Source organism: Agromyces luteolus (assembly GCF_009729855.1).
GTDB classification, from domain to species: domain Bacteria; phylum Actinomycetota; class Actinomycetes; order Actinomycetales; family Microbacteriaceae; genus Agromyces; species Agromyces luteolus.
Map to the genome: position 1 here is coordinate 1 of NZ_WODA01000022.1, position 25,264 is coordinate 25,264.

23 protein-coding genes are annotated in these 25,264 nt (G+C 71.2%); 9 read left to right on the top strand and 14 right to left on the bottom strand.

All coding sequences use genetic code 11. From position 1 onward, the window contains the following. Together GLX25_RS10625 and GLX25_RS10630 are read left to right on the top strand one after the other, a co-directional pair. A partial coding sequence (locus tag GLX25_RS10625; RefSeq protein ID WP_166548718.1) for a cell wall-binding repeat-containing protein occupies window positions 1-192 on the top strand: 192 nt, incomplete at its 5' end. Window positions 193-257: 65 nt separating this feature from the next. Next, the gene (locus GLX25_RS10630; RefSeq protein WP_155842470.1) at window positions 258-2,420 is read left to right on the top strand and encodes a cell wall-binding repeat-containing protein; all 2,163 of its coding nucleotides are present in this window, start codon (window positions 258-260) and stop codon (window positions 2,418-2,420) included. 88 nt (window positions 2,421-2,508) lie between these two features. Here GLX25_RS10630 and guaA read toward each other — a convergent pair whose 3' ends face one another. The 7 genes from guaA to GLX25_RS10665 form a co-directional block, all read right to left on the bottom strand. After that, on the bottom strand, window positions 2,509-4,086 hold the full coding sequence (guaA, locus tag GLX25_RS10635) for a glutamine-hydrolyzing GMP synthase (protein ID WP_166548719.1): 1,578 nt from the start codon (window positions 4,084-4,086) through the stop codon (window positions 2,509-2,511). Next, the gene (locus GLX25_RS10640; RefSeq protein ID WP_155842471.1) at window positions 4,083-4,613 is read right to left on the bottom strand and encodes a DUF3817 domain-containing protein; all 531 of its coding nucleotides are present in this window, start codon (window positions 4,611-4,613) and stop codon (window positions 4,083-4,085) included. The genes guaA and GLX25_RS10640 overlap by 4 nt, the downstream gene beginning before the upstream one ends. Before the next feature lie 81 nt (window positions 4,614-4,694). Beyond that, window positions 4,695-5,654: a S1C family serine protease gene (locus GLX25_RS10645; RefSeq protein WP_271192412.1), complete on the bottom strand. Its 960-nt coding sequence runs from the start codon at window positions 5,652-5,654 to the stop codon at window positions 4,695-4,697. 64 nt (window positions 5,655-5,718) lie between these two features. Continuing rightward, complete coding sequence (locus tag GLX25_RS10650) at window positions 5,719-6,540, bottom strand: SURF1 family protein (RefSeq protein WP_240898310.1); 822 nt, start codon at window positions 6,538-6,540, stop codon at window positions 5,719-5,721. Between the two features lie 57 nt (window positions 6,541-6,597). After that, entirely contained in the window at window positions 6,598-8,328 is a 1,731-nt protein-coding gene (locus tag GLX25_RS10655) for a glycerol-3-phosphate dehydrogenase/oxidase (protein ID WP_155842472.1), read from the bottom strand. Window positions 8,329-8,516: 188 nt separating this feature from the next. After that, window positions 8,517-9,641, bottom strand: a complete 1,125-nt coding sequence (locus GLX25_RS10660; RefSeq protein WP_166548721.1) for a GuaB3 family IMP dehydrogenase-related protein — start codon at window positions 9,639-9,641, stop codon at window positions 8,517-8,519. Between the two features lie 55 nt (window positions 9,642-9,696). Further along, the gene (locus tag GLX25_RS10665) at window positions 9,697-11,397 is read right to left on the bottom strand and encodes an ABC-F family ATP-binding cassette domain-containing protein (RefSeq protein WP_155842473.1); all 1,701 of its coding nucleotides are present in this window, start codon (window positions 11,395-11,397) and stop codon (window positions 9,697-9,699) included. A gap of 140 nt (window positions 11,398-11,537) precedes the next feature. Between GLX25_RS10665 and GLX25_RS10670 the strand changes: the two genes are divergently transcribed. After that, window positions 11,538-12,704 carry a MalY/PatB family protein gene (locus GLX25_RS10670; RefSeq protein ID WP_155842474.1) on the top strand — a complete coding sequence of 389 codons (1,167 nt, stop codon included), beginning with the start codon at window positions 11,538-11,540 and terminating at the stop codon, window positions 12,702-12,704. A gap of 159 nt (window positions 12,705-12,863) precedes the next feature. On the opposite strand, the gene guaB is transcribed toward GLX25_RS10670, so the two are convergent. Beyond that, window positions 12,864-14,366, bottom strand: coding sequence for an IMP dehydrogenase (gene guaB / locus GLX25_RS10675; RefSeq protein WP_155842475.1), 1,503 nt, complete (start codon window positions 14,364-14,366; stop codon window positions 12,864-12,866). Between the two features lie 351 nt (window positions 14,367-14,717). Between guaB and GLX25_RS10680 the strand changes: the two genes are divergently transcribed. The 5 genes from GLX25_RS10680 to GLX25_RS10700 all read left to right on the top strand — a co-directional run bounded on the left by GLX25_RS10680 (window position 14,718) and on the right by GLX25_RS10700 (window position 19,107). Beyond that, complete coding sequence (locus GLX25_RS10680) at window positions 14,718-15,932, top strand: branched-chain amino acid ABC transporter permease (protein WP_155842476.1); 1,215 nt, start codon at window positions 14,718-14,720, stop codon at window positions 15,930-15,932. Between the two features lie 13 nt (window positions 15,933-15,945). Beyond that, window positions 15,946-16,926, top strand: coding sequence for a branched-chain amino acid ABC transporter permease (locus tag GLX25_RS10685; protein ID WP_166548755.1), 981 nt, complete (start codon window positions 15,946-15,948; stop codon window positions 16,924-16,926). Continuing rightward, entirely contained in the window at window positions 16,916-17,827 is a 912-nt protein-coding gene (locus GLX25_RS10690) for an ABC transporter ATP-binding protein (protein ID WP_155842478.1), read from the top strand. The genes GLX25_RS10685 and GLX25_RS10690 overlap by 11 nt, the downstream gene beginning before the upstream one ends. Before the next feature lie 67 nt (window positions 17,828-17,894). Then, on the top strand, window positions 17,895-18,611 hold the full coding sequence (locus GLX25_RS10695; RefSeq protein WP_240898321.1) for an ABC transporter ATP-binding protein: 717 nt from the start codon (window positions 17,895-17,897) through the stop codon (window positions 18,609-18,611). Window positions 18,612-18,771: 160 nt separating this feature from the next. Continuing rightward, on the top strand, window positions 18,772-19,107 hold the full coding sequence (locus tag GLX25_RS10700) for a YciI family protein (RefSeq protein ID WP_166548722.1): 336 nt from the start codon (window positions 18,772-18,774) through the stop codon (window positions 19,105-19,107). Window positions 19,108-19,267: 160 nt separating this feature from the next. Here GLX25_RS10700 and GLX25_RS10705 read toward each other — a convergent pair whose 3' ends face one another. From GLX25_RS10705 to groES, 3 genes are all read right to left on the bottom strand, one after another. Continuing rightward, complete coding sequence (locus tag GLX25_RS10705; RefSeq protein WP_155842480.1) at window positions 19,268-20,557, bottom strand: ABC transporter substrate-binding protein; 1,290 nt, start codon at window positions 20,555-20,557, stop codon at window positions 19,268-19,270. 251 nt (window positions 20,558-20,808) lie between these two features. After that, window positions 20,809-21,765 carry an EamA family transporter RarD gene (gene rarD / locus GLX25_RS10710; protein WP_271192413.1) on the bottom strand — a complete coding sequence of 319 codons (957 nt, stop codon included), beginning with the start codon at window positions 21,763-21,765 and terminating at the stop codon, window positions 20,809-20,811. A gap of 165 nt (window positions 21,766-21,930) precedes the next feature. After that, the gene (gene groES, locus GLX25_RS10715; protein WP_022889766.1) at window positions 21,931-22,227 is read right to left on the bottom strand and encodes a co-chaperone GroES; all 297 of its coding nucleotides are present in this window, start codon (window positions 22,225-22,227) and stop codon (window positions 21,931-21,933) included. 129 nt (window positions 22,228-22,356) lie between these two features. On the opposite strand from groES, the gene GLX25_RS10720 reads away from it, so the two are divergent. Further along, window positions 22,357-23,544 carry a class I SAM-dependent methyltransferase gene (locus GLX25_RS10720; protein WP_166548723.1) on the top strand — a complete coding sequence of 396 codons (1,188 nt, stop codon included), beginning with the start codon at window positions 22,357-22,359 and terminating at the stop codon, window positions 23,542-23,544. Between the two features lie 28 nt (window positions 23,545-23,572). Here GLX25_RS10720 and GLX25_RS10725 read toward each other — a convergent pair whose 3' ends face one another. Genes GLX25_RS10725 through GLX25_RS10735 form a run of 3 tightly spaced genes read right to left on the bottom strand, consistent with a single transcriptional unit; the run spans window position 23,573 to window position 25,253 of the window. Then, on the bottom strand, window positions 23,573-24,106 hold the full coding sequence (locus GLX25_RS10725; protein ID WP_155842481.1) for a DUF4190 domain-containing protein: 534 nt from the start codon (window positions 24,104-24,106) through the stop codon (window positions 23,573-23,575). A 9-nt stretch (window positions 24,107-24,115) separates the two neighbouring features. Next, window positions 24,116-24,862: a hypothetical protein gene (locus GLX25_RS10730; RefSeq protein ID WP_155842482.1), complete on the bottom strand. Its 747-nt coding sequence runs from the start codon at window positions 24,860-24,862 to the stop codon at window positions 24,116-24,118. Between the two features lie 28 nt (window positions 24,863-24,890). Then, a complete protein-coding gene (locus tag GLX25_RS10735; protein ID WP_155842483.1) occupies window positions 24,891-25,253 on the bottom strand; it encodes a DUF4190 domain-containing protein in 363 nt (120 codons plus the stop codon). Window positions 25,254-25,264 lie beyond the last annotated feature (11 nt).

Below are 25,264 nucleotides of genomic sequence, written 5' to 3' on the forward strand. Positions count from 1 at the left end.
TTCCCCGACGCCCTCTCCGGCGCACCCGTCGCCGGCGCCACCGGCGGCCCCGTGCTCCTCACGTCCTCGACGGCGGTTCCCCGCGTCGTCATCGATGAACTCCTGCGACTCAAGCCCGGCAAGGTGATCCTGCTGGGCGGCTCGACCGCCCTCAGCGCGAGGGTCAACGACACGATCGAGGAGCTGAATTGAGGCTGCGTCGTCGTCTGCCCGGTGTGATCGCCGGACTCTGCATCTTCCTCTGCGGAGTCGGCTCGATGTCGCTCCCGGGCGCTGCCCTGGCCGAGGAGGCCTCGGACCCGTACACGGCCGTCATCTCGGGCGGGGTGACCTTCCCGGCCGGCGACCCGCCGATCGAGATGAACGTGACGCTGTACAAGGAGTCCGATGGTCGCCTCCTCTACCTGCGCAGCACACCGGCCCCCGACGGCCGATACCGGTTCGCCGGGTTGAGCGCGGGGACGTACGGGGTCAGGGTCGCCTGCGTGTCGCCGTGCGCTGCGCCGTACCTGACGGAGTGGTGGAACGACGGTCGCGATGAGAACACGGCCGACCGCATCGGACTCGCCGCAGCGGAAGCGCGCTCCGACATCGACCTGGCCGTTTCCACCGGATCGTCGGTCTCGGGAACGGTCACCGGATTCCACGATGTCCGTCTCCCCGGCGTCACGGTCGACCTCCGCCGGCTCACGTCCAGCGGCTACACCTCGGCCGCATCGACGCTGACGGACGCCGAGGGGGAGTATCGGTTCCACGGCCTCTGGGACGACGACTACACCCTGCGCTTCACACCCCCGATGCAGGATCCCCACCTGCTCCAATGGTGGGAGGGCTCACCCGGGACCACGCAGTCCAAGACGTTCGCGGTCCCCAAGGACACAGCGGTCGCGAACATGGACATCCGGCTCACCAAGGGCGCCAGCGTGTCCGGCACCGTCGTCGGTTCGGACGGTACGCCGGTCGACACCTACGTCGGACTCTTCACCACCGCATCGTGGTCGGAGCGGGTCGCCCAAGGGTGGACCGACGCGACCGGCCGCTTCCACCTCAGGGGCGTGCTCGCGGGTACCTACACGCTCGGATTCAACGGGCAGGTCAGGACCGGCCACCTGGGCGAGTTCTGGGACGACCGACCCGACGAGGTCGCAACGGTCTTCGCCGTCGCGGAGGGCGAAGACCTCACCGGCTTCGATGTCGAGCTCTCGACCGAGGCGGTGCCGGTCGAGCTGCCCCCGCTCCCGCGCGACGTGACGGTCGGTGACACCATCCGAGCAGACGCCTCATCCACCGCACCCGATGCACGGCTCGAGTACCAGTGGTACCGGAACGGGGGCGCGATACCCGGGGCGACGGCATCGCATCTCACCGTCGGCCCGGAGCTGGAAGGGAAGCGGCTCACGGTCCGGGTCGTGGCGAGCGCTCCCGGCTTCAGCCCCATCGCAGTGAGGTCGAGCGAGACGTTCGGCGTCAGACCGATGCCGCCGCCCACGCCGCCGTGGGGCGACGTGGTGCGCTGGTCCGGCGCCGACCGCTACGCCACGTCGGTCGAGGTTTCGAAGCGGATGTTCCCCGACGGCGCCGACGGGATCTACATCGCCAACGGGACGAACTTCCCTGACGCCCTCTCTGGGGCGGTCCTCACCGGCCAGCGAGGTGGACCCCTGCTGCTGACGCCGGCAACGGGACTTCCCCACGTGGTCATCGACGAGATCAAGCGCTTGCGGCCCACCAGCGTGGTCATCTTCGGCGGGACGAACGCGGTGAGCGCGAGGGTGGCGTCGCAACTCGAGGCGCTGACGAACTACCACGTTCCCGCCAGATTCGCAGGAGCAGACCGGTACGCGACATCCGTCGCCATCTCCCGCGCGGAGTTCGGGTCGGATCAGCGCGTCGTCTACATCGCGAACGGCGCCAACTTCCCCGACGCCCTCTCCGGCGCACCGGTCGCGGGTCACTTCTCCGAGGACGGTGGTCCGCTCCTGCTGTCCCCGGCCAACGCCATCCCGAAGGTGATCGCCGACGAACTCAAGCGCCTCCAGCCCCGGCGCATCGTGATCCTCGGCGGAACCGCTTCCATCAGCGAGGAGGTCGCCGTACAGCTCCAGTCGTACACGTCCGGGCAGGTCACGCGAGTGGCAGGTCCTGACCGGTACTCGACGTCAGCGGCGGTCTCCGAGGCGAACTTCGACCCCGAAGTGCCCGTCGCCTTCATCGCGAACGGCACGAAGTTCCCCGACGCGCTGTCCGGAGCACCGTCCGCGGCGATCCTGGGCGCTCCGGTCCTGCTGACCGCGACGGACTCCCTTCCGAACGCGGTCGTCGCCGAACTGAAGCGCCTGCGTCCGAAGGAGATCGTGATCTTGGGGGGAACGAGTTCGGTGAGCACCGCGGTGCGCGCTGCGCTCGAGGCACTCGGCTGAGTCGACGGGCCGGCGGTCCCTGCAACGGCGAACGGGCGCAGACCCTGCGGTCCGCGCCCGTTCGCTCACGTCGCGCGATGGCGCGGCGTCACTCCCACTCGATGGTCCCCGGCGGCTTCGACGTGACGTCGAGCACGACGCGGTTGACCTCGCGCACCTCGTTGGTGATGCGGTTGGAGATCTTGGCGAGCACGTCGTAGGGCAGGCGCGTCCAGTCGGCGGTCATCGCATCCTCCGAGGAGACGGGGCGCAGCACGATCGGGTGGCCATAGGTGCGGCCGTCGCCCTGCACGCCGACGGAGCGCACGTCGGCGAGGAGCACGACGGGGCACTGCCAGATCTGGTCGTCGAGGCCGGCCGCGGTGAGTTCTGCGCGCGCGATCGCGTCGGCCTCGCGCAGCACCTCGAGCCGGTCGGCCGTGACCTCGCCGACGATGCGGATGCCGAGGCCCGGGCCCGGGAACGGCTGGCGGCCGACGATGGCCTCGGGCAGCCCGAGCTCGCGGCCGATCGCACGGACCTCGTCCTTGAAGAGGGTGCGGAGCGGCTCGACGAGCTCGAACTGCAGGTCCTCCGGGAGGCCGCCGACGTTGTGGTGGCTCTTGATGTTCGCGGTGCCGGTGCCGCCGCCCGACTCGACGACGTCGGGGTAGAGCGTGCCCTGCACGAGGAACTTCACCTTCTCGCCCGACGCCTCGGCCTCGGCGATCAGGTCGAGCTCGGCCTGCTCGAAGGCGCGGATGAACTCGCGCCCGATGATCTTGCGCTTCTCCTCGGGGTCGGTGACCCCGGCGAGCGCGGCGAGGAAGGTGTCGGCCGCGTCGACGGTCACGAGCCGCACCCCGGTCGCGGCGACGTAGTCCTGCTGCACCTGCTCGCGCTCGCCCTTCCGGAGGAGCCCGTGGTCGACGAACACCGCGGTGAGCTGGTCGCCGACGGCCTCGTGCACGAGCGCGGTCGAGACGGCGGAGTCGACGCCGCCCGAGAGCGCGGAGATGACGCGCGCCGACCCGACCTGCGCGCGGATGCGCTCGACCTGCTCGGCGATGACGTTGTCGGGGTTCCAGTCGGCGGCGATGCCGGCGGCCCGGTGCAGGAAGTTCTCGATGACGGCCTGGCCGAAGGGCGAGTGCTTGACCTCGGGGTGCCACTGCACCCCGTAGAAGCCCTGCTCGTCGTTCGCGAACGCGGCGACCGGCGTGGTCGCGGTCGAGGCGAGCACGTCGAAACCGTCGGGCGCGACCGCGACGGAGTCGCCGTGGCTCATCCACACGGTCTGGTGCTCGGGCTGCCCGCCGAGCAGCGAGTTGTGGTCGTCGACGCGCACGGTCGCCGCGGTCGAGCCGTACTCGCGATGGCCGGTGTGTGCGACCTCGCCGCCGAGCTGCTGCGCCATGACCTGGAAGCCGTAGCAGATGCCGAGCGTCGGCACGCCGAGCTCGAGGATGCCCGGATCGAGCGACGGTGCACCCGGCTCGTAGACCGACGACGGCCCGCCCGAGAGCACGATGCCGACCGGGTCCTTCGCGCGGACCTCGTCGGCCGTGATCGTGTGCGGCACGATCTCGGAGTAGACGGATGCCTCGCGCACGCGCCGCGCGATCAGCTGCGCGTACTGCGCGCCGAAGTCCACGACGAGGACGGGTCGCTGCTGGGTCTCGCTCACTGGGCGGCCTCCACGGGCTCGGAATCGGTGTCGGAGTCGGAGTCGGAGTCGGTGGCCGCGGGAGCGGCGGCGCGTGCGTCGTCGGCCGCGGCATCCGCTTCACGCGTCGCGAGGTAGCCGCGCACCTCACGCCCGATGCGGGCCTCGAGGATGAACGAGAGGAACGGCACGATGCCGCCCGAGGCGAGCACCAGCAGGCGCCAGAACGGCCAGCGCATGAGGCTCCACAGCCGGAAGTTGCTGAAGAGGTACACGACGTAGAACCAGCCGTGCGCGATCAGGATGCCGGTCGAGAGGTTCACGCCCGTGCCGGTCGACTCGAGGCCCTCGGGCGTCTCGGCGACGGGCTCGAGCGAGAGGAGGCCGTTCGGGCCGAAGGCGTAGAGCTCGAGGTGCCAGACGTACTTCAGCAGCATCTCCGCGCAGAGCAGGAGGAGCATGACGCCCGTGATGACCGAGGCCACCATGTAGAACTTCAGGGCCCCGCGGATGCGCGGGAATTCAGCCGGTTTGGGCTCGAGGGGCATGGCGTCCAGTCTACGGGGCGCCCGGCTGGGCGATGGCCGTGACGGATGCCGCGCTGCGGCGCCGCACGGGGGCCGCCGCGACTACGAGCCGCTGAGCTCGCGCGGCACGACGAACACGTCGACGAGGGCGCCGCCGCGCCACAGCGTCATCTCGACCTCGCGATCGATCGCGCCCTCGACCATGAGTCGCTGGATGGAGGTCGCGGTCACGATGCCGGTGCCGTCGAGGCTCACGGCGATGTCGCCCGGCCGGATGCCGGCGACCTCGGCGGGGCTGCCGTCGACCACGCCCGTGACCTGGAGCCCGGTCGTCGAGCCGACCCGTTCGGCGAGTTCCGGGGCGAGGCGCACCTGTGCGCCCGCGATGCCGAGCCACGCACGGCGAACCCGCCCGTGCGCGACGAGCGCGTCGATGATCTCGCGGGTCGCGGGGTTGATCGGCACGGCGAGCCCGAGGCCTACCCCCGCGACGGCCGTGTTGACGCCGACCATCCGCCCGGTCCCGTCGGCGAGCGCGCCGCCGCTGTTCCCGGGGTTCAGCGCGGCATCCGTCTGGATCACCTCGTCGACGACGCGGCCCGCGGCCGTCGGCAGCGAACGACCGAGGTTCGAGACGATGCCGGCGGTGACGCTGCCGGCGAGGCCGAGCGGCGTGCCGAGCGCGACGACGAGTTGGCCGACGCGGAGCGTGCGCGCGTCCCCGAACGGAACGGCGGGCGGCACCGGGCCCCGGGCCCGGAGCACCGCGAGGTCCGAGAGCGGATCGCGCCCGATGACGTCGGCGTCCACCGACGTCCCGTCGCCGAACGCGGCTTCCGCCCGCTCGGCTCCGGCGACGACGTGCGCGCTGGTGAGCAGCACGCCGTCGGCCGACACGACGCTCGCGCTGCCCGTGCCCTGGCCGCGCCGCGAGCGCACCGCGAGGCTCGCCATGCTCGGCAGCAGGTCGCCCGCGACCCTCGTCACGACGCGCGAGTACGCGTCGAGCGGGTCCTCGGCCCGCCCTGCGCCCTCGTCGGGTGCGAGATCGTCATCGCCCACACCGGCATCCTCACCCCGTCGACGGATGCCGCGTCCGGAGTTCGCCGACGGCGGAAACGTCCGCTCAGTCCCGGGTCGCGTCGGCCGGTGCCTCGGCGGCCGTCGCGGCGGCGGCCTCGTCGGCCTCGAGCTCGGCCTCCTCGCGCTCGCGCTGCACGGCGTCCTTCACGAGCCGGTACCAGAGGAAGACCGCGAAGCCCGCGAACACGACCCACTCGACGGCGTAGAACACGTTCAGCCAGTTGAGCTCGGCTTCCTGGAGCGGCGGCGGCGAATCGATGGCGTCGAGGCCGGTCGCCGGCTCCGTCGCCGTGACGTAGCCGAAGTACACGGGCCGGTCGTCGTAGTCGGCCCAGACGTTGATGAGGTGCGCGACGGCGACGGTCGTCATCGCCTGCGGGTCCTCGTCCTCGGCGGGAGCGACGGGCGCCTCGCTCGGAAGGAACCGGCCGACGACCTCGAGCTCGCCGCCGGATGCCGCCGCGCGGTCGACCTCGGCGAGCACCTCGAGCGCGGTGGCCTCGTCGGCCGCCCAGCCGAGCGCGACGGGCAGCCCGCCCGGCGCGGCATCCGTCACCTCGAGGTGGGCGACGACCCACCAACCGGCGACGCCGTCGTTCAGGCGGCCCTGCACGAGCACGGTGTCGCCGGGGACGATCGTGCCGGTCACCGACACGCGCTGGCCGGTCGCGGCCTGCTCGGTCGGCCCGTCGGGCCGCACGACCTCGCCGAACGGTCGCACCTCCTCGGTGGGCCGCTCGACCACGGTCGCCTGCTCGACCGCGCGGTCGACCTGCCACTGCGCGAGGAGCGCGAAGCCGGCTGCGATGCCGAGCGCAGCGATCAGGGCGAGCACCCAACGTGGGCGCAGCATCATCCGGAGCATGTCGCCCGAGATTCTAGCCGGGCGCGGTGCGCGCCCCCTGCGAGCCCCCGCGGCTGCTCAGTCGACCTTCACGATGTCTGGCGCCTCGAGCCGCGCGCGGTCGGCCGCCTCGTCGTCGGGCTGCTCTTGCGACGCGCGCTCGGCGGCGACGCGCTGCAGGTAGCGCTCGACCTCGAGCGCCTCGCGTTCGGCGTCCCACCCGAGCACTCCGGCCATCAGCTTCGCCGCCACCGGCGCGGCGGAGACCCCGCGGTCCCACGCCTCGATCGAGATGCGGGTGCGCCGGGCGAGCACGTCGTCGAGGTGCAGCGCCCCCTCGTGCGAGGCCGCGTACACGACCTCGGCGCCGAGGTAGTCGTCGGCGCCCGGCAGCGGTTCGCCGAGCTCGGGCGTCGCGCGGATGAGGTCGAGCAGCTCGTCGGTGAGCGTGCCGTAGCGGTTCAGCAGGTGCTCGATGCGCACCTTGTGCACGCCGAACGCCCTCGCGATCTTGCCGCGCTTGTTCCACGCGGCCTGGTAGCCCTCGGCGCCGAGCAGCGGGATGTCCTGCGTCGTCGACACCGGGACCCGCCCGTCGAGCGCGTCGGCGGCGGCGTCGATCGCGTCCTTGGCCATGACCCGGTACGTCGTCCACTTGCCGCCCGCGACGACGACCAGCCCGGGCACCGTGTGTGCGACGACGTGCTCGCGCGAGAGCTTCGAGGTCGACTCGCTCTCCCCGGCGAGCAGGGGCCGCAGCCCGGCGAACACGCCCTCGACGTCCTCGCGGCTGAGCGGGATCGCCATGACCGAGTTCACGTGCTCGAGCAGGTAGTCGATGTCGGCCGCGGTCGCGGCGGGGTGCGCCTTGTCGAGGTTCCAGTCGGTGTCGGTCGTGCCGATCAGCCAGTGCCGGCCCCACGGGATCACGAACAGCACGCTCTTCTCGGTGCGGAAGATCATGCCCATCGCCGACTGGATGCGGTCGCGCGGCACCACCAGGTGGATGCCCTTGGACGCGCGCACCTTGAACGTGCCGCGCTCGCCCACCATGCGCTGCGTGTCGTCGGTCCACACGCCGGTCGCGTTCACGACCTGCTTCGCGCGGATCTCGAAGTGCTCGTCGGTCTGCAGGTCGTGGGCCTGCACGCCGACGACGCGCTCGCCGACCTTGACGAACCCCTCGACCTTGACGCGGCTCGCGACGTGCGCGCCGTAGAACGACGCGGTGCGGGCGAGGGACGCCACGTACCGCGCGTCGTCGACCTGCGCATCGTAGTATGTGAGCCCGCCGACCAGCGCGTCGCCCGAGAGCGACGGGATCGCGCGCATCACCTGCCGCTTCGAGAGGTGGCGGTGGTGCGGGACGCCCGGCGGGCGCCCGCCCGAGTAGCTGAAGACGTCGTAGAGCAGCATGCCGGCGCCGACGTAGATCCGCTCGAAGACGCGCTTCTGCAGCGGGTAGAGGAACCGGACGGGCTTCACGAGGTGCGGCGCGATGCGCTGCAGCAGCAGGCCGCGTTCGATGAGCGCCTCGCGCACGAGGCGGAAGTCGAGCTGTTCGAGATAGCGGATGCCGCCGTGCACGAGCTTCGACGACCGGCTCGAGGTGCCCGACGCCCAGTCGCGCGCCTCCAGGAGCCCGGTCGAGAGCCCCCTGGTCACCGAGTCGAGCGCGGCGCCCGTGCCGACGATGCCGCCGCCGACGACGAGGACGTCGAGTTCCTTCTCCTTCAGGCGGGCGATCGCCGCCTCGCGCTCCTCCGGTCCGAGCTTGTTCGAACGCGTCACCGACTTCAGTCTCGCCATCGTCGCTCCCCATCCCCGGGCGGACCGCGGCGGCCACGCCCGTCCGTCCCCACGCTACCCGAGCGCCGAGCGCTGGGCCATGGGATCGACCGGGGTTGGGAGCGGGTTGACAGGCGAGCCCGATGCGGTCGATCGAGCGGCATCCGGACGGTGCGGGGTCGGCCGACGAGCGCGCCGGCCGGCCGGGATCACGCGGACTGGTACGGCGCCACGACGACCTCGACGCGCTGGAACTCCTTGAGGTCGGAGTAGCCGGTCGTCGCCATCGACTTGCGGAGCGCGCCGACGAGGTTCGCCGTTCCGTCGGCGGCCGGCGCCGGCCCGTAGAGGATCTCCTCGAGCGGGGCGACCTGCCCGACCTGCACGCGCTGGCCGCGCGGCAGCTTCGAGTGGTGCGCCTCGGGGCCCCAGTGCCATCCGCCGCCCGGCGCGTCGGTCGCCCGCGCGAGCGCGGCGCCCAGCATGACCGCGTCGGCGCCGCACGCGACGGCCTTCACGATGTCGCCCGCCGCGCCGACGCCGCCGTCGGCGATGACGTGCACGTACCGGCCGCCGGACTCGTCGAGGTAGTCGCGGCGCGCGCCCGCGACATCCGCCACCGCGGTGGCCATGGGCGCGTGGATGCCGAGCGTGGCGCGCGTGGTCGACGCCGCGCCGCCGCCGAAGCCGACGAGCACGCCCGCCGCGCCCGTGCGCATGAGGTGCAGCGCCGCGGTGTACGTGGCCGCGCCGCCGACGATGACGGGCACGTCGAGCTCGTAGATGAACTTCTTGAGGTTCAGCGGCTCCTGGTTCTTCGAGACGTGCTCGGCGGAGACCGTGGTGCCGCGGATCACGAAGAGGTCGACGCCCGCGGCGACGACGGTCTCGTAGAGCTCCTGCGTGCGCTGCGGCGAGAGCGCGCCGGCGACGGTGACGCCGGCCGCGCGAACCTCGGCGAGGCGGGCGGTGACGAGGTCGGGCTTGATCGGCTCGGCGTACAGCTCCTGCATGCGGGCCGTCGCCCGCTCCTCGCTGAGGTTGCGGATCTCGGCGAGCGCCGGCTCGGGGTCTTCGTACCTGGTCCAGAGGCCCTCGAGGTCGAGGACGCCGAGGCCGCCGAGCTGGCCCATCATGATCGCCGTCTGCGGCGAGACGACCGAGTCCATCGGCGCCGCGAGGAACGGGATGTCGAACTGGTATGCGTCGATCGACCAGCCGACCGAGACGTCCTCCGGGTCGCGGGTGCGCCGGCTCGGCACGATGGCGATGTCGTCGAACGCGTAGACGCGACGGCCCCGCTTGGAGCGGCCGATCTCGATCTCCTGGGTCACCCGTCAACCCTACCGAAGGGCCCCGACGTGCGACACGGATGGCGCGGGCGCGCGCTCAGCGCGCCCGCGCCACCCGGGCCTCGTCCCACACGGGCTCGTCCGCCTCGACGACCTCGCCGTCGGAGCGGAACACCACGAACCGGTCGAACGACCGCGTGAACCAGCGGTCGTGGGTGACCGCGAGCACGGTGCCGTCGAAGCGCGAGAGCGCATCCTCCAGCGCCTCGGCCGACACCAGGTCGAGGTTGTCGGTCGGCTCGTCGAGGAGCAGCAGCGTCGCGCCCGAGAGCTCCAGCAGCAGGATCTGCAGTCGCGCCTGCTGCCCGCCCGAGAGGGCGTCGAACTCCTGCTGCGCCGCCGCCGCGAGCCCGTAGCGGTCGAGCGCCGAGCTCGCCGCCTCGCGGGCCATGCCCTCCCGGTTCGCGTCGCCGCGATGCAGGATGTCGAGGAGCGTCCGGCCCCGGAGCCCGGGCAGCTCGTGGCCCTGCGCGAACCAGCCCGGCACGACCCGCGCGCCGAGCGTCGCGGTGCCCGAGTGCGGAACGGCGGCGAGGGTCGCACCGACATCCGTCACGTGCCCCTTCGCCCGGTCGGGGTCGGTGCCGCCGCTCGCGAGCAGCCGGAGGAAGTGCGACTTGCCCGACCCGTTCGAGCCGAGCACCGCGACCCGGTCGCCGTACCAGACCTCGAGGTCGAACGGCCGCATGAGCCCGCTGAGCTCGAGGCCCGCGCAGACGACGGCGCGCTTGCCCGTGCGCGAGCCCCGCAGGCGCATCGACACCGCCTGGGCCGGCGGCCGCTCCTCGGGCGGGCCGGCCTCCTCGAACTTCCGCAGCCGCGTGACCGCGGCCTGGTAGCGCGAGGCCATGCCGTCGTTGTAGGTCGCCTTCACCTTCAGCGTCTGCACGAGCTGCTTCAGCTGCGCGTGCTGCTCGTCCCAGCGCCGCCGCAGCTCGTCGAGCCGCGCGAACCGCTCCTCGCGCGCGGCGTGGTAGCCCCCGAACCCGCCGCCGTGCACCCACGCCGTGCTGCCCGCGGCCCCCGCCTCGAGCGTTACGATCCGGTCGGCGGCGCGTGCGAGCAGCTCGCGGTCGTGCGAGACGAGCAGCACGGTCTTCGGCGTCGCCCGCAGTTGCTGCTCGAGCCAGCGCTTGCCGGGCACGTCGAGCGAGTTGTCGGGTTCGTCGAGCAGCAGCACCTCCTCGGGCCCGCGGAGCAGCGCCTCGAGCGCGAGCCGCTTCTGCTCGCCGCCCGACAGCGTCGCGAGCTCGCGCCACTTCGCGCGCTCGAACGGGATGCCGAGCGCCGCGATCGTGCAGTGGTCCCACACGACCTCCTGGTCGTACCCGCCGGCCTCGGCGTACTCGGCGAGCGCCGACGCGTACCGCATCTGGGCGGCCGTGTCATCCGTCTCGATGAGTGCGTTCTCGGCTCGCTCGAGCTCGATCGCCGCGGCGCGCACCCGAGCCGGCGCGACCGTCACGAGCAGGCCGTGCACGGTGCGGTCGACGCCCTCGACGACCTCGCCGCGCCCGACGAACTGGTCCATCACGCCGAGCCCGCCGACGACCTGCACGCTTCCCTCGTCGGGCCGGAGCTCGCCGCGGACGATGCGCAGCAGGGTCGTCTTGCCCACGCCGTTCTGCCCGATGAGCGCCGTCGTCCGCCCCTCGATCACGCGGAAGGCGAGATCGGCGAGGAGCGGCCGGCCGTCCGGCAGCGAGAAGGAGACGCCGTTGACGTCGATGAAGCCCATGGTCCGTGCGATCCGTTCCGGTTCGCGGCATCCGCCGCACCGCCCCGGCGGGCAGCTGACCAGACTAGCCGAAGACGGATGCCGCGGCACGGCCGCCCGGCACCGTCCCGCCGCACGCTCGCGTGGGGCAGTCTGGACCCATGCATCGCATCGCCGCAGACCCGCTCGACGTCCTCCGCACCAGGACCAGCGCCAAGTGGCGCATGTACGACCCCGACGTGCTGCCGCTCCCCGTCGCGGAGATGGACTACCCGCTCGCGGAGCCCGTCGCCGAGGCCCTCCACGCCGCGATCCGCCGATCCGACACGGGCTACGCCTCCGGGAGCCGGCCCGTCGCGGAGGCGTTCGCCGCCTTCGCGGCCGAGCGTCTCGGCTGGGAGCCCGACCCCGGGCGGGTCACCTGCACCGCGGACGTCTCGATGGGCATCGTCGAGGTGCTGCGCCGCGTCATCGCTCCCGGTGACGGCGTCGTGATCTGCCCGCCGATCTACCCGCCGTTCTTCGACCTCGTCACCGAGGCCGGCGGCGGTGTCGTCGCGGTGCCGCTCGCTGGCGGCATCGACGAGGGCTGGTCGCTCGACCTGCCGGGCATCGAGGCCGCGTTCGCGTCCGGCGCCCGCGCGATGGTGCTCTGCAACCCCCACAACCCCGTCGGGCTCGTCCCGGCGCTCGAGCAGCTCGAGACGCTCGCGGAGCTCGCCGCCCGCTTCGACGCGACGATCGTCTCCGACGAGGTGCACGGACTGCTCTCCCAGCCCGAGTCGCCCTACGTGCCGTTCCTGACCGTCTCGGATGCCGCGCGGGAGCACGGCGTCGCCGTCACCGCGGCGTCGAAGGCCTTCAACCTCGCCGGGCTGAAGGCCGCGATGATGATCACGGCGAGCGCCCGCGGCGACGCCGTCCGCGACGGCATGCCCTACGAGGTCGGCTGGCGCATGAGCCAGTTCGGCTCGATCGCGTCGGTCGCCGCGTTCCGGCACGGTGCGCACTGGCTCGACGGCGTCATCGCGTCGATCGACGACAACCGCCGGCTCCTCGCAGACCTGCTCGAGGACGAACTGCCCGGCGTGCGGTACCGGATGCCGCAGGCGACCTACCTCGCCTGGCTCGACCTGTCCGTGCTCGGGTGGGGCGACGACCCCGCCGAGGTCGCGCTCGAGCGCGCCCGGGTCGCGCTGGCCGGAGGTCCGGCGTTCGGTGCCGAGGTCGGGCGCGGGCACGCGCGCCTGAACCTCGCGTGCTCCCCCGAGGTGCTCTCGGAGGCGATCAGCCGGATCGCGGACGCGCGCGACCAGGCGGTCGAGTAGCACCGGCCCCATGCCGGCGCGACTCCACCCGGCGGTCGAGTCGCACCGGCCGGAGGCCGGAGCGACCCCACCCGGTGGTCGAGTAGCACCGGCCGGAGGCCGGAGCGACTCCACCCGGTGGTCGAGTAGCACCGGCCGGAGGCCGGAGCGTATCGAGACCTACCTCGTGTAGTTCGGCGCCTCGACGACGAACTGCACGTCGTGCGGGTGCGACTCCTTGAGCCCCGCCGGAGTGATCCGCACGAAGCGGCCCTTCGACTTGAGCTCCGCGATGGTCCGCGCGCCGACGTAGAACATCGACTGGCGGAGGCCGCCGACGAGCTGGTAGGCGACGGCGGAGACCGGGCCGCGGTACGGCACCTGCCCCTCGATGCCCTCGGGGATCAGCTTGTCGTCGCTCGGGACGTCGGCCTGGAAGTAGCGGTCCTTCGAGTACGAGGTCTTCTTGCCCCGCGTCTGGAGCGCACCGAGCGAGCCCATGCCGCGATACGTCTTGTACTGCTTGCCGTTCTGGAAGACGAGGTCGCCCGGGCTCTCGGCCGTGCCGGCGAGCAGCGACCCGAGCATGACGGTGTCGGCGCCGGCGACGAGCGCCTTCGCGATGTCGCCCGAGTACTGGAGGCCGCCGTCGGCGATGAGCGGCACGCCGGCGGGCTTCGTCGCCTTCGAGGCCTCGTAGACCGCCGTGACCTGCGGCACGCCGACCCCCGCGACGACGCGGGTCGTGCAGATCGAGCCCGGACCGACGCCGACCTTGACGGCGTCGGCGCCCGCGTCGACGAGCGCCTTCGCGCCCTCGTAGGTCGCGACGTTGCCGCCGATCACGTCGATGTGGGCGAACGTCGGGTCGGACTTCAGCCGCCGGATGACGTCGAGCACCCCGGCGGACTCGCCGTTCGCGGTGTCGACCACGAGCACGTCCACGCCCGCGTCGCGCAGGGCCTCGGCGCGCTCCCAGGCGTCGCCGAAGAAGCCCATCGCGGCGCCGACGCGCAGCCGGCCCTCTGAGTCCTTCGTGGCGTTGGGGTACTGCTCGGACTTGTCGAAGTCCTTCACGGTGATCAGGCCGGTCAGTCGGCCGCGGTCGTCGACCAGCGGGAGCTTCTCGACCTTGTGCTGCGCGAAGATCGCGACGGCCTCGTCGGGGTCCATGCCCACCCGGCCGGTGATGAGCGGGGCCGTCGTCATCACGTCGGCCACCTTGGTCGTCGGCTTCTCGAAGTCGGACACGAAGCGCATGTCGCGGTTCGTGATGATGCCGACCAGCACGCCGTCGGCGTCGACCACGGGCAGGCCCGAGACGCGGTACGTCGCGCACAGCTGGTCGACCTCGGCGACCGTGGCATCCGGCGTCGTGGTCACCGGGTTGGAGACCATGCCCGACTCGCTGCGCTTCACGCGATCGACCATGTCGGCCTGCTCGGCGATCGAGAGGTTCCGGTGCAGGATCCCGATCCCGCCCTGGCGGGCCATGGCGATCGCCATCCGCGCCTCGGTGACGGTGTCCATCGCCGCCGAGAGCAGCGGGGTCGCGACCGTGATGCGCCGCGTCAGGCGCGAGCTGGTGTCGGCCTCGCTCGGGATCACGTCGGTGTGCCCCGGCAGCAGCAGGACGTCGTCGTACGTCAATCCAGTGAATCCGAACGGATCGGCCTGATCCATGTCGCCCCTTCGTCTCGAGTCGTGCTCGACGGCCCGCGCACCGCGGGTCGCGGGCACGGGCGCATCGTCGCGGTACAGAAGAGTTTAAGCGAGTTTGCGCCGCGGCCATTCCCCGGATAACAATCGAGGGCCGTTTGTGCCTGGCTGCGAAACACCTGGGACATAATCGGCACGTACTGTGACGACGTCGTCGCAGGAAAGGCGTACCCGGTCGACCCCCATACCGGGACCTTTGGAGGTGCAGTGGAATCCACGCAATCAGTCCGCCCACGTTCCCGTGGGAGGTGGCTCATCCTCCTCGGACTCCTACTGTCCGCACTCACTCTGTCCGGCATCGCAGCGTCCCCTGCGATGGCGGACGAAGGGGGTACGGACGGCCAGGCCGAGGAGTTCGAGTACTTCTTCAGCGGAAACGTGAAGTACAACGACGAGCCGCTCGAGGGGGTGTCCATCTCAGTCTCCGGCCGCGGCTTCGAGGCCGAGACCGAGACCGATGAGAACGGCCAATGGACCCTCGGCGTCCCCGAGAAGGAGGCCTACGAGGTCACGCTCGACGAGGACACGCTCCCCGAGGGCGTGGTCGTCGAGGACGGCCAGTCCACGGTCGAGGCCGAGTTCGGCCTCACGAGCCGGAAGGCAGTGAACTTCTTCCTCGGCGAGGGCCAGCGCGTCACGACGGACTACGGCGCCCAGGTGCTCATCCGTGTCGTGAACGGCCTGAACTTCGGCCTGCTCCTGGCGCTCGCCGCGATCGGCCTGTCGCTGATCTTCGGCACGACCGGGCTCTCGAACTTCGCGCACGCCGAGATGATCACGTTCGGTGCGTTGATGATGCTGACATTCAGCACCACCCTCGCGTTGCCCGTGTGGCTCGCGATCCTGATCGCCGTGGCGCTCGCAGCCGGGCTCGGCTGGACGCTCGACGCGGGCCTCTGGAAGCCCCTGCGCAAGCGAGGGGTGGGATTGATCCCGCTGATGATCGTCAGCATCGGCCTCTCGCTCGCGCTGCGCTACACCTACCAGTTCTTCTACGGCGGGTCCACGCGGCAGCTTCCGGGCGCCACGCTCCCCCGTGAGATCCGGCTCGGGCCGATCCTGCTCTCGTGGATCGACGTGGTCAGCATGGCGACCTCCGTCATCGTGCTGCTCGCGGTGGCGTACTTCCTCCTCCGGACGAGGATCGGCAAGGCGACCCGCGCGGTCTCCGACAACGCGCCGCTGGCCGCGGCGAGCGGTATCGACGTCGACCGCGTCATCCGGATCGTCTGGGTCCTCGGCGGCGGCCTCGCCGGCCTGTCGGGCATCCTGTGGGCGTACTTCCGCCCCGGCGTGAGTTGGGACATGGGCTTCCAGATCCTGCTGCTCGTCTTCGCCGCGGTCACCCTCGGCGGTCTCGGCACGGCCTTCGGCGCCCTCGTCGGCTCCCTCATCGTGGGTCTCTTCATCGAGGTCTCCACGCTGTGGCTGCCGAGCGACATGAAGTACGTGGGCGCGCTGCTCGTGCTGATCCTCGTGCTGCTGTTCCGACCGCAGGGAATCCTGGGTCGCCGAGAGAGAATCGGATAAGGGGCCGACAATGATCGACTGGATTCAGATCTTCTCGAACGCGGCGCAGGAGCTCATCAGCCCCACGACCGCCGCATACGCCCTGGCCGCGCTCGGCCTGGCGATCCACTTCGGGTACACCGGCCTGCTGAACTTCGGCCAGGCGGGCTTCATGGCCCTCGGTGCCTACGGGTTCGCCATCTCCACGCTGACCTTCGGGTTCCCCGTGTGGGCCTCGGTGCTCGTCGGAATCGGTGCCTCCGTCGTGTTCGCACTGATCCTCGGCATCCCGACCCTGCGCCTCCGGGCCGATTACCTGGCCATCGTGACGATCGCGGCCGCGGAGATCCTGCGACTCATCTTCACGACGAACACGTTCGACGACGTGACCGGGTCGGCCAGCGGCCTGCAGGGGTACAAGGGCGGCATCGCCGCGCTGAACCCGATCCCCCCGGGGACCTACGGCTTCGGCCCGTTCACCTACAACGCCTACGACTGGTGGATCCGGATCCTCGGATGGACGGTCGTCATCCTCGCCGCGCTGTTCACGTGGTCGATCATGCGAAGCCCGTGGGGCCGCGTGATCAAGGGCATCCGCGAGGACGAGGACGCCGTGCGCGCCCTCGGCAAGAACGTCTACTCGTACAAGATGCAGAGCCTGATCCTGGGTGGCGTCTTCGGCACCCTCGCCGGCATGATCTTCATCCTGCCGCGCGCCGTCGTGCCGGCGAACTACCAGACGTCGCTCACCTTCTTCATCTACGCGATCCTGCTGCTCGGCGGCGCCGCGACGATCCTCGGGCCGATCGTGGGCTCGATGATCTTCTGGGTGCTGCTCTCGTTCTTCTCGGGCTTCATGGCCCGGGCGGTCGAGGCGGGCTGGTTCCCGTTCATGACGCAGGTCCAGGCCGGCCAGCTGCGATTCATCCTGGTCGGCATCGCGATCATGCTCTTGGTGGTATTCAGGCCACAGGGCATCTTCGGCAACAAGAAGGAGCTGTCCTTTGTCCGATAACGGCACTCCCACGACGCCGGTCAAGACGACCGGCCTCCACGTCGGCGAACCGGCCCCCGGGGTCAAGAAGGTCGATCCGATCATCGTCGCCGACGGCGTCAAGCGCACCTTCGGCGGCCTCACGGCCGTCGACGTCGCCCACGTCGAGATCCCGCGCGGCGCGATCACGGCGCTCATCGGCCCGAACGGTGCCGGAAAGACCACGTTCTTCAACCTGCTCACCGGCTTCGACAAGCCGGACGAGGGCAAGTGGGAGTTCGACGGCCGCTCGCTGGCGCACGTTCCGGCCTACCGGGTCGCCCGGATGGGCCTCATCCGGACGTTCCAGCTCACCAAGGCGCTCGGCCTGCTCACCGTGCTCGACAACATGAAGCTCGGCGCGAAGCAGCAGACCGGGGAGAACCTCTTCCGGTCGGTGCTTCCCTTCCTCTGGCGCAAGCAGGAGGAGGAGATCGAGGAGAAGGCCAAGGAGATCCTCACCCGCTTCAAGCTCGACGCGAAGCAGGAGGACTATGCGGCCAGCCTCTCGGGCGGCCAGCGCAAGCTGCTGGAGATGGCCCGGGCGCTCATGAGCGACCCGACCCTGGTGATGCTCGACGAGCCGATGGCCGGCGTGAACCCCGCGCTAACGCAGTCCCTGCTCGACCACATCCTCGACCTCAAGTCGCAGGGCATGACCGTGCTGTTCGTCGAACACGACATGCACATGGTCCGCCACATCGCCGACTGGGTGATCGTGATGGCCGAGGGCAAGATCGTCGCCGAGGGCGACCCTCACGAGGTGATGTCCGACCCGGCCGTGATCGACGCCTACCTCGGCGCGCACCACGACGCCGACCTCGGTGACAGCGACGACGAGCACGTCCACGCCATGAAGGAGCTCATCGATGACGAACAGTGAATCCGCGGCCGGCGCGACGGCCGACGCCGAGTCGACGGCCGGTACGGCGACGGTGGACACGCGCGACATGGTCGTCGAGGTCCGGGAGGTCACGGCGGGGTACCTCCCCGGTGTGAACATCCTGAACGCGTGCTCGCTGACCGCCCGGCAGGGCGAGCTGATCGGCATCATCGGTCCGAACGGCGCGGGCAAGTCGACGCTGCTGAAGTCGATCTTCGGCCTGGTCAAGGTCCGCGAAGGCGGGATCTTCCTGCAGGGCGAGGAGATCACCAACCTGAAGGCGAACAAGCTCGTCTCGAAGGGTGTGGGCTTCGTCCCGCAGACGAACAACGTCTTCCCCTCGCTGACGATCCAGGAGAACCTCGAGATGGGCATCTTCCAGAAGCCCAAGGATCTCAAGCATCGCCTCGAGTTCGTGGTCGACATCTTCCCCGAGCTGGGCAAGCGTCTCACACAGCGCGCGGGCTCGCTCTCCGGCGGTGAGCGCCAGATGGTGGCGATGTCCCGGGCGCTCATGATGGGGCCGCACGTGCTGCTCCTCGACGAGCCGAGCGCGGGCCTGTCGCCCGTCCGTCAGGACGAGGCGTTCCTGCGGGTCAAGGAGATCAACCGCGCGGGCGTGACGACCATCATGGTCGAGCAGAACGCCCGTCGCTGCCTCCAGATCTGCGATCGCGGCTACGTCCTCGACCAGGGCCGTGACGCGTACGAGGGCCCCGGCCGGGAGCTGCTGAACGACCCGAAGGTCATCGGCCTCTACCTGGGCACGCTCGGACAGGAGTAGCTCCACCGCTCGAACCCACCAGGGGGCGGATGCCGCGGCATCCGCCCCCTTCGTCGTGCCCGGCCCGTCGGCACCACGCGCCCGACGATCGCGTCGCGTCGCGTCGATCGGACCGCGGACGCCGCTTGTGGCGCTCGGCCCGCCGCGACAGGATCGTCGCGTGACGAAGTACCTGATCTCCTTCCCGAGCGCGGCCATGGTCGTCACGGCACAGGAGCTTCCGGCCGTCTCCGACGCGTCCCACGCCGTCATCGAGGAGGCCAAGGCCGCCGGCGTCTACGTCTTCGGCGGCGGCATCGACGAGTCGGTGCGACCGGTGCTCGTCGGCGCCGACGGCACGGTCCGCGCCGAGACCTACGGCACCATGCTCGACGGCGGGTTCACCGTCCTCGAGCTCCCGGACCGCGACGCCGCAGAGCTCTGGGCGCGGAAGATCGCGGCGGCGTGCCGCTGCTCCCAGGAGCTGCGCGAGTTCCTGTACGACCCCGCAAGCTGACCGTCGCGCCGAGGGGCCACGGGGGCCACGAGGCCGTTCGCCCCGTTCGCCCGTTCCCCGCTCTCGACGGCGGCACGTCGGGACAATGCCCGCGCCCTCGGCGGCGGGCACGCGAAAGGGCCCCGACCGAAGCCGGGGCCCTTCGCAGCGTGTCGGCTGATCAGCCGATGCGCGTGTAGGTGTTGTCGTCGTTGTACTCGTAGATGCCGATGGTGGCCTCGGTCGGGTCACCGTTCTCGTCGAGGGTGATCGGACCCGACGCACCGTCGAAGTCGATCTGCGTGCCCTCGGCGAGCAGTGCCGCCGCGTCGGCGAAGGTCGTGACGGCCTCGCCGTCACCCGAACCGCCGGACACCTGCTGGAGGTAGGCGCCGATGTCCTCGCCGGCCGTGCTGTTCGCGGCGTAGGCCGCGAGCGCGATCAGCATGAGGGCGTCGTACGACTCCGGACCGTAGCTGTAGCTGTCGAGGTCGGGGTCGATGCCGAGCATGCGGTCCTGGAAGTCGGCCTCGAGCTCCGGGCCGGGGAGCGTGCCCTTCGCACCGGTGACGAGACCGGGCGCGAAGTCCGCGCTGTAGTCGGCCAGGTTGCCGTCGACGAAGTACAGCTGCTCGCCCGGGTAGCCCGCGCCGACGAGGGCCGGCACGACGACCTTGGCCTCGTCGAAGGTGATGACCGCGACGGCGTCGGGGTTCGCGGCGTTGATCGCCGAGAGCTGCGCGTCGAAGTTCGAGTCACCCGTGTTGAAGAGCTCCTCGGCGACGACCTCGCCGCCGGCGGCCTCGAAGGCCTCCGTGGTGGCGCCGGCGAGACCGGTGCCGTACGGGTCGTTGAGGACCAGCAGGCCGAGCGTCGAAGCGCCGTCCTCCGCGATCAGGTTGCCGAGGACCTCGCCCTGGAGCAGGTCGGACGGCGCGGTGCGGAAGTAGAGGCCGTTGTCGTCGTAATCCGTGAAGTCGGGCGACGTGTTGGCCGGCGAGAAGTGGACGACACCGGCCGACGTGATCTGGTCGATGACCGTGAACGACACACCCGACGAGGCGGCACCGATGATCGCCGAGACGTCCTGCGAGAGGAGGTCGGTGACCGAGACGGTGGCGATGTCGGTCGTGGTGTCGCCGGAGTCGCGGTAGACGACCTCGACCGAGATGCCGGCGTCGGCCTCGTTGATCTCCTCGGCGGCGAGTGCGACGCCGGCCTCCTCGGGCGGTCCGAGGAAGGCCAGGGTGCCGGACTGCGGCAGGATGGTGCCGACCTTCAGGGTGAGGTCGCGCTCACCAGCCTCGATGGGCAGGGCGTCGCCGGTGTCGGCCGGCTCCTCGGACTCTTCCGGGGTGGTGCCGCCCGTGCTGCACGCGGTGAGGAGGAGGGCGGAAACGCCAGCAATGGCGATGCCCGTCCAAGCCGCGCGAGCCGAGCGCGAGCCGGTGGCCCTCGCGAATACGCTCATGATGCTCCTTGGGACTGAAGGATCGGTACAGAAACAGCGTCTGGCGACGCCGATGTATCGACCGTATTGCCCGCCCAGAGCGGAAACAAGATTGCCTCGATCACAACCCGGTAACGCACACGGAATCGTTATCTGAGCGTCATGGACGCGCGATTCTCCGCATGATTCCGGCGGTTCCGCCACGAAATCCGCCGCGGGCGCACCCTTCGAGGGCCGACGCTCCAGCCCCAGTACGGGGGCCTCGCGGGCACTCAGACGGGCTCGAGGTTCGCGGCCCGCCGAGCGGCTCGAGCGCCTCGGACGAGGTCGAAGGTGAGGACGACGAGCGCGAGCCAGACGAGGCCGAAGCCCGCCCATCGCTCCGGCGGCATGGGCTCGCCGAGGACCACGACGCCCACCACGAACTGGATGAACGGCGCGAAGTACTGGATGAAGCCCATGTAGATCAGCGGGAGGCGCCGCGACGCGGCGGCGAAGAGCAGGAGCGGGATCGCGGTCACGGCGCCCGCCGAGAGCAGCAGCACGGTGTGCCATCCGCTCTGGGTGCCGATCGTGAGGCCGCCCGTCGACGCGACGACGACGAGGAGGACCACCGCGACCGGTGCGAGCCACGCGGTCTCGAGCGTGAGTCCCGAGACGGCGTCGACGCGGTGGCCGACCCGCTTCTTGATGAGCCCGTAGAAGCCGAAGCTGAACGCCAGGACGAGGGCGATCCACGGCATCTGCCCGTAGCCGAGCGCGAGGACGACCACGGCGACGATCGAGATCCCGACCGCCGTCCACTGCACGGCGTTGAGGCGCTCGCGGAGCACGATGACGCCCAGGAACACGGTCACGATCGGGTTGATGAAGTAGCCGAGTGCCGCCTCGACGACCTGCCCGGTGACCGCGGCGAACACGTACGTGAGCCAATTGGCGAAGATGAGCACGCCGGCGAGGCCCATGATCAGGACGACCCGCCGGTCGCGCAGCAGGGCGCGGAACGCGCGCCACGTTCGCGTCACGGCGATGAGGACGGCGCAGAAGACGAGCGAGAGCAGGATGCGCAGTGCAACGATCTCGACCGGCCCGCTCGGAGCGAGGGCGATGAAATAGACGGGGAGGAAACCCCACAGCGCGTAGGCGGAGACGGCGTAGGCGAGGCCCGCGCGATTCACGCCCTCTGGCCCGACGCGCACCGGCGCCTCGGTGGACGGAGCGAATGACACCGTGTCAGCCTACGCGCGACCTCCGACGCTCCGTGGCGCGCGGGCTGCCGACCTCCGTCGAGATCCCGCCGCGGGTGCGCGGGTCGACGCGGCTCGGCCGGAGTCCGGAGACGACGACGCGGCCCGGATGCCAGTGGCATCCGGGCCGCGGGATGTCGGTGTCGACTAGCGGACGACGACCGCGAGCACGTCGCGGGCCGACAGCACGAGGAAGTCCTCGCCGCCGAACTTGACCTCGGTACCGCCGTACTTGGAGTAGATCACCTTGTCGCCGACGGCCACGTCGAGCGGGACTCGGTTTCCGTTGTCGTCGATGCGGCCCGGGCCGACCGCCACGACCTCGCCCTCCTGGGGCTTCTCCTTGGCGGTGTCGGGGATGACCAGGCCGGAGGCGGTGGTCTGCTCGGCCTCGACCTGCTTGATGACGATGCGATCCTCGAGCGGCTTGATGGAAACCGACACGGTTGACCTCTTTCTTGACGAAGACTGGGGTTAGCAGCCTCTGAGTGAGAGTGCTAAAGGGAGTCTATGGCGGTTCTGGCACTCGTGCAACGTGAGTGCCAGCGGATGCCGCGGTGCTAGCGTGTCGGCGTGGAACGCGACGAGCTGGTGAGGCTGCTCTCTGCCGAGGGGCTCTCGCTGCTCGACTCCCTGCCGCCCTACTCGACGAAGGCCGATGTGGTGAAGACCGTCGCCGACCTCCGCAAGCAGGGCCACGATCCCGGCCTCGTCGCGGCCGTGCTCAGCCAGTCGCGGCTGCGGGCCAGGGCGCGCCCGAAGTTCGGCGAGTTCGCCGACCGCATGCTCTTCACCGAGCCCGGCCTCGAGCAGGCGACCCGGTTGCGGGTCGCGGCGCTGCACGCCGGTCGGTTCGCTCGCGCCGGGCTCCGGCACGTGGCGGACCTGGGGTGCGGCATCGGCGGCGACGCGCTGGCCCTGGCCGCGGTCGACCTGGAGGTGACCGCCGCCGAGGCCGACGAGGTCACCGCCGCCGTCGCCGCGTTCAACCTGACCCCCTTCCCGAAGGTGCGCGTGCTCCACGCCCGGGCCGAGGACGTCTCCCTCGGCGGCATCGACGCCGCATGGCTCGATCCGGCACGACGCACCACCTCCGGCGGCACCACGACGAGGCTCGCGGATGCCGCCGACTACTCCCCGTCCCTCGACTTCGTGTTCGGCCTCGCCGAGCGGATGCCGGCGGGCGTGAAGCTCGGGCCCGGCACCGATCGCGACGTCGTCCCCGACGGCGCCGAGGCGCAGTGGGTGTCGGTCGACGGCGACGTCGTCGAACTCGTCGTGTGGACGGGCGCGCTCGCCCGTGCGGGCATCGGTCGCGCGGCGCTCGTGATCCGTGGAGACGGCGCGCAGGAGCTGGTCGCGCGTGCCGACAGCGAGGACGCACCGGTCGGTCCGCTCGGCGACTACCTCTACGAGCCCGACGGAGCCGTCATCCGCGCGCGCCTCATCGGCGACCTCGCCCGATCGATGGGTGCCTGGATGCTGAGCGAGGGCATCGCCTACCTGACCGGGGACCGCGAGGTCGACACGCCCTTCGCAACGGGCTTCCGGGTGGTCGAGCGTCTCCCGGCCGACGAGCGCAGCCTCCGGCGCGCGCTGCAGGAACGCGGCGTCGGCACGCTCGAGATCAAGAAGCGCGGGGTCGACGTCGACCCGGCAGCGCTCCGGACCCGCCTGAAGCTCAAGGGCGACGTCTCGGCGACCGTCGTGCTCACGCGCGAGGAGGGCCGCCACGTCGCGATCCTCGTGGAACGGCTCTGAACGGCCGCGACCCGGCCCGCGAGCGGCGTCAGGCCGTCGGCAGCGCGCCGAAGACGATGGCGTAGTACCCCAGCCAGACCCCCGAGAACACGAGGCCGGCCACGCCCGTGCCGATGGCGATGAACGCAAGGATCCGGCCGTGCTCCTCGCGGCGGAGCCCGAGGACGCCGAACACGATCGCCGCGACCGACAGGGGGAACATCCAGCCGACGAAGAGCGAGGCGATGGCGCCGATCGAGCCGACGACCGCGCCGACCTGGCTGTAGACGCGGCGCTGCTCCTCCTCGTCCTCGTACTCCGTCTCGAGCGGCTCGGGGACCGGTCGTCCGACCGCGAGCAGCTGCCCGGTGGGGAGTCCGTGGAGGGCGCCGGTGTCGTACGGGACGTCGAACTCGCGGTCGGGAGCGGGCGGCGGCGCGTCGGCCGACGGCCGGCGCGCGGGGTCGATCGGCGCAGGCCGGACGGCGGCATCGGGCGCCCGGGCGCCCGCCTCCGGCACGGGGTCCGTCCCGGGGTCGTCCGTGCCGGGATCGTCCGATCGCGGGGGTCGCTCGTCGGTCACGTGGTCGCCTCAGTAGCCGTAACGGCCGCCGATCGAGAACAGCATCCCCCAGAGGAGGAACGAGATGAGCGCGATGCCGACGCCGACGAAGCCGAGGATCATGCCCGTCAGCCACATGCCCTTCGCGGCGGGCTCCTTCGTGCGGCCGAGGAAGCCCAGGACGATCGCCGCGGCCGGGACGAAGAGCTGCAGCACGCCGCCGACGAACGGGATGAACACGACCGGCGATCCGATGACGCCGATGATGCCGGCGATGAGCGAGATCAGGCTGAGCACGGGCGTCGGCTTCGCCGGGGCGGGGGCGTACCCCGCCGCGCCGTACCCGCCGTATCCGCCGGTCGGCGGCACCGACCCGGCACCGGCGGCCGCGCTCGGCGGTGCGGTGTCGAAGGGCCCGCCGACGGGCGGCGCAGCGGCGGACGGGGCCCCGTACGGAGTGGCCGGCGCGCCGGGAGCGGCCGGCGGCACGGGCGGCGCAGGGGGCGGAGGCGGCGGCACGGGCGCACCCGGCACCTCGGGCGCAGCCGGCGGCTCGGGCGCGCCCGGCGGCTCGGGGCTCACGGGAGGCACGGGCGCCTCCGGCGGCTGCGGCACGGGCTCCGCAGGCACCGTCGGCTCGACGGGCTCCGCAGGCACCGTCGGTTCGACGGGCTCCGCAGGCACGGTGGGCTCGGCCGGCTCCACCGGGACCGTCGGTTCCGTCGGCGTCGGCGGTGCCGGCTCCTTCGGCTGGTCCGGGTTGGTGGGATCGCTCATGCCGAGCCCCTTCCGTGCTGCGGGTGGATCAGTAGGTGGTGACGGTGCCGCTGCTGATCGCGGCGCCGATGATCGCGAACCAGACGATCGCGAAGATGATGCCGACCACCAGGCCGATGTAGCCGATGACCAGGCCCGCGATCGCGAGGCCGCGGCCCTGCTCGCCGGTCTTCTTGATCTGGTTCAGCGCGATGTGGCCGGTGATGATGGCGACGAGCGAGATGAAGAACGCCGACACCAGCGAGACGATGGCGAGGACGTTGGTCTTCTGCGTCGCCGGGGCACCGTACGACGGGGTCGCGCCGTACGACGGCGCCGGCTGCGCCGGCGGAGCCGGGGGCGGCGGCGGGACGTTCGACGCGTTCGGATCGGGCGTGTTGGGGTCGGTCATGGTGCGGTTTC